General features: G+C 75.1%; 3 protein-coding genes and 1 pseudogene. 1 reads left to right on the plus strand and 3 read right to left on the minus strand.

The annotated features are described in order from the left end of the window. Window positions 1-121: 121 nt before the first annotated feature. Genes AOK16_RS21600 through AOK16_RS21610 form a run of 3 tightly spaced genes read right to left on the minus strand, consistent with a single transcriptional unit; the run spans window position 122 to window position 2,930 of the window. The gene (locus tag AOK16_RS21600; protein ID WP_055473845.1) at window positions 122-1,327 is read right to left on the minus strand and encodes a bifunctional RNase H/acid phosphatase; all 1,206 of its coding nucleotides are present in this window, start codon (window positions 1,325-1,327) and stop codon (window positions 122-124) included. 5 nt (window positions 1,328-1,332) lie between these two features. Further along, the gene (locus AOK16_RS21605) at window positions 1,333-2,076 is read right to left on the minus strand and encodes a zinc ribbon domain-containing protein (RefSeq protein WP_205627750.1); all 744 of its coding nucleotides are present in this window, start codon (window positions 2,074-2,076) and stop codon (window positions 1,333-1,335) included. Beyond that, on the minus strand, window positions 2,073-2,930 hold the full coding sequence (locus AOK16_RS21610; protein WP_055473846.1) for a Nif3-like dinuclear metal center hexameric protein: 858 nt from the start codon (window positions 2,928-2,930) through the stop codon (window positions 2,073-2,075). The genes AOK16_RS21605 and AOK16_RS21610 overlap by 4 nt, the downstream gene beginning before the upstream one ends. Window positions 2,931-3,580: 650 nt before the next feature. Here AOK16_RS21610 and AOK16_RS21615 point away from each other — a divergent pair. Next, window positions 3,581-4,245: pseudogene (locus AOK16_RS21615) on the plus strand (hypothetical protein); the annotation flags it as partial.

Below are 4,245 nucleotides of genomic sequence, written 5' to 3' on the forward strand. Positions count from 1 at the left end.
CCGGGGGCTGCGCCCCCTGGACCCCCGATCGCCCTCCGGCTCGTCCTCAAGCGCCGGCAGGCTGGAATTGCCTGGCCGGGCGGGATTCGCAGCCGGCCCGGCCCAGAGGTTCGGCCCTCGCCTACCGCAGATGCCCCGTGTCGTTGAGCAGGCGCAGGGACGTGTTGCCGTCCGCGTAGTAGGCGACCACCGAGAGGGACGCCGCGGAGAGTTCCATGTGGAAGAGGGACTCCGGTGGGGCGCCCAGGGCAAGGCGGACGAGAGTCTTGACCGGGGTCACGTGCGTGACCAGCAGGACCGTGCGGCCCGCGTAGCGGGCGAGGAGCTTGTCGCGGGAGAGCGCGACGCGCCGCGCGACCTGCGCGAAGCTCTCGCCGCCGCCGGTCGGCGCGGCCTTGGCGGAGGCGAGCCAGGCCTCGAGGTCGGCGGGGTGGCGCTCGCGTACCTCCGCGAACGTCAGGCCCTCCCACGCGCCGAAGTCCGTCTCCCGCAGCCCCTCGTCGACCCGTACGTCGAGGCCGAGCCGGTCGGCGACCACCCCGGCCGTCTCGCGGCAGCGGCGCAGCGGGGAGCTGACGACGGCCTGGATCGTGCCGCGGGCGGCGAGCGCGGCCGCGACCTGTTCGGCCTGGCGGCGGCCCGCGGGCGACAGCTCCGGGTCGGCGCCGCCGCTGCCGGAGAAGCGCTTCTGCGGGGTCAGCGCGGTCTCGCCGTGGCGCAGCAGCACGAACGTGGTGGGCGGGCCGAGGTCGGCGGAGGCGCCCCAGCCGACGGGCGAGGCCTTCGGCTCGGCCAGCGGCTCGGCGGCGGGGATCTCGACGGGCGGGGCGGCGGCCGTACCGGCAATCGCTGCCCGCGGCCTCGATCCCGCCGTGTCGAGCTCCGCCGTCGACCGCGAGGGCGACCACCGCTCACCGCGCTTGCCCGCGTCCATCGCCTCGTTGGCGAGCCGGTCCGCGTGCTTGTTCTTCTCGCGCGGGATCCACTCGTACGAGACCTGGCCCGCCGGGAAGACCGTCCTGGCCTCGGCGGCGAGCGGGCGCATGTCCGGGTGCTTGATCTTCCAGCGGCCCGACATCTGCTCGACCACGAGCTTGGAGTCCATGCGGACGCTGACCGCGGCCTCGGAGTCGAGCGCGTGCGCGGCCCGCAGGCCCGCGATCAACCCCCGGTACTCGGCTACGTTGTTGGTGGCCGTGCCGATGAACTCGGCGGCCTCCGCCACCGGCTCGCCGGTCGCCGCGTCGAGGACGACGGCACCGTAGCCCGCGGGCCCCGGGTTGCCCCGGGAGCCGCCGTCCGCCTCGACGATGAAGCGTCGGCTCATGAGGGCTAGAGCCCCGACTCGGGCGTACGGACCAGGATGCGGCGGCAGTTCTCGCACCGCACCACGGTGTCCGGCGCGGCGGCGCGCACCTCGTTCAGCTCGGTGATGGCCAGCTCCTGGCGGCAGCCCTCGCAGCGCCGCTGGTAGAGCCGGGCGGCACCGACGCCGCCCTGCTGCACGCGCAGCTTCTCGTACAGCGCCAGCAGGTCGGCCGGGACCGCGGCCGCGGTGACCTCGCGCTCCTTGGTGACGGTGGCGGCCTCGTCGTCGATCTCCCGCTGGGCGGCGTCCCGGCGCGAGGTCGCGTCGGCGACCTTGCCCTCGACCGACTCGACCCGGCCGGTCAGCTCGCCGGCCCGCTCCTGTGCGGACTCGCGGCGCTCCATGACCTCCAGGACGACGTCCTCCAGGTCGCTCTGACGCTTGGCGAGCGAGGTGATCTCGTGCTGGAGGTTCTCCAGGTCCTTCGGCGAGGTGACCGCCCCGGAGTCGAGTCGCTGCTGGTCGCGGGCGGCGCGCTGGCGCACCTGGTCCACGTCCTGCTCCGCCTTGGTCTGCTCGCGGGCGGTGTCGCTCTCCTCCGTCCGGGCGGCGACCAGCAGATCGCGCAGCTGGGCGAGGTCGGCGTTCAGGGCCTCGATCTCGGCGTGCTCCGGGAGGCTCCTGCGCTTGTGCGCGAGCTGGGAGAGACGGAGGTCGAGCGCCTGTACGTCGAGCAGGCGGATCTGGTCGGCGGGCGCGGCGTTCAGTTGGGGGCTCCAGGAGTGCTCGAAGGGGAAGCGGACGCCGCGTGGGCGGTCCAGGGGTCGGTGGCCGTACGGGAGATGTGCGTGCGCAGGTTCCAGCCGTGCCGGTCGGAGATCTCGTCGAGCTGGGCGGCGGCCTGCTCGATCCAGGGCCACTCGGTGGCCCAGTGCGCGGCGTCGACCAGGCCGAGCGGGCTGTGCTGCCGGGCCTCGGACGCGGGGTGGTGGCGGAGGTCGGCGGTCACGTACGCGTCCACACCGGCCGCGCGCACCTGCGCGAACAGGCTGTCGCCCGAGCCGCCGCACACCGCGACCCTGGTGACCGTGCGGTCCGGGTCGCCCGCGACGCGGATGCCCTGCGCGGTCGCGGGCAGCCGGGCGGCGGCGCGGTCGGCGAGGGCGCGGAGGGTGAGGGGCTCGTCGAGTTCGCAGACCCGGCCCAGGCCGCGGCGGCCCGCCGGGTCGGTCGGGTCCGGGACGAGCGGGCCGGTGATCCGCAGGTCGAGTGCGCCGGCGAGGGCGTCGGAGACGCCGGGGTCGGCGCGGTCGGCGTTGGTGTGGGCGACGTGCAGGGCGATGTCGTTCTTGATCAACGTGTGGACGACGCGGCCCTTGAAGGTGGCGGCCGCGACGGTGGTGGTGCCGCGCAGATAGAGGGGGTGGTGGGTGACCAGCAGGTCGGCGCCGAGACGGACGGCCTCGTCGACGACCTCCTGCACGGGGTCCACGGCGAACAGCACCCGCCGCACCTCGGCCCCCGGCTCCCCGCACACGGTACCCACGGCGTCCCACTCCTCGGCCCGCTCGGGCGGCCAGAGGGCGTCTAGCTGGGCGATGACATCAGACAGTGCGGGCACGGGTGAGAGGTTACCTCTCACCCGTGCGAGGCGGGGCCGCCCGGTGGCCGCGGGCCACCGGGCTGCAGACACCCACGAAACGTGGCCACGCTCCGGTGGGCTTGCGGGTTCGCCCCGTTGTGGACGGCAGGGTTCGCCGCGCTGTGGGCAGGCGTTCCGCAAGGGCGGAACGGGTGGGCACAACGAGGCCACCGGCGTGCAGCCGCGTACGAGACCTGAGCCACCGGCGGGGGTTGGCGCCCCGAGCGCTCACCCGGTGGTGGCTGACGGGGGCGCGCCGGCGCACCTCCTCGGTCGGCCAACGTGCGGGATTCGTCGCTGACTATCCGCCGGTGTTTGTTGGCCGCCCTGCGGGGGCACCCCGACACACCCCCTCCCCACCGTCAGCGCCCTCGGCGCCGTCGGGGCACCGCCCTGGGACGGCGCGCTCCGGTGGGGGTGAGGGCCGTACGCCGCGTGCGGGGTCCGGTCCTCACCCCGGACTCCCTCCGAAGGAGTCGGGGCGCGTGGCACACGTTGGCCCGGCTGTCCAGGCGAAGCTGGAGGGCGCCACCCTTACGTGTGAAGGGGGGCCAACTCGCGTTGTTCGGTTGGGCGTACGAAAACTAGCTTCGGTCGCCGGAGGTGACCGAACGATGACGGCCTGTGTCATGGAGACCACCGCTGTCGAGCCCGCCCACGCGGCCCTCGCCGGCGGCCAGCCCGCGCCGATGACCGTCGCCGCGGACGGCAGTTACGCGGCCCGGATGGTGACGGGGGCGGAGCCCGGGAGCTGGTACCCCGAGCGCTGGACCCTCGACGGACCCGAGCCCTACGCCGTACCCCTGCCGCTCGCCCAGCCCGAGGAGCCGGACAGCGATCTGCTGCCGCTGGCCGACGGGCGGGTGCTGATCCGCCGCCGCGTCGCCGACCGCCACGACCTCGCGCTCCTCTACCCCGCCGGCCCCGGAACCGGCGAACTGCCGATCGGCGCCGTGGAGTGCGAGCGGCTCGCCCTGCTGCCGCCCGCGCCGGACGGCACCACCGCGTACGCCCTCGCGTACGGCGGCAGCGACGCGGAGACGACCGCCCTGTGGCTCGTGCACGGCGGCGCCTTCGGGCCCGAGCGGATCGCCGAGCTGCCGGGCCGGTGCACGGGCGGCGCGTGGCTGGACCGTACGGGGCGGCTGCTCGCGCTCGACCAGCGGCTCGACCCGGGCGCGGACGACGGCCGGGTGAAGGCCGTCGCCGTGGACCTGGGCCGCGGCGGCGAGCTGAGCCCGCTGCTCGAGATCGCCGAGGGCAGCAACGACCGCCTGCTGCTGGCCGATCCGGA

Origin of the sequence: Streptomyces pathocidini (genome assembly GCF_001418495.1) — a bacterium.
GTDB classification, from domain to species: Bacteria; Actinomycetota; Actinomycetes; order Streptomycetales; family Streptomycetaceae; genus Streptomyces; species Streptomyces pathocidini.

Bases quoted from the DNA above. Each gene is read 5' to 3' on its own strand.
- AOK16_RS21600 (WP_055473845.1), bottom strand. From the start codon at position 1,327: ATGAGCCGACGCTTCATCGTCGAGGCGGACGGCGGCTCCCGGGGCAAC.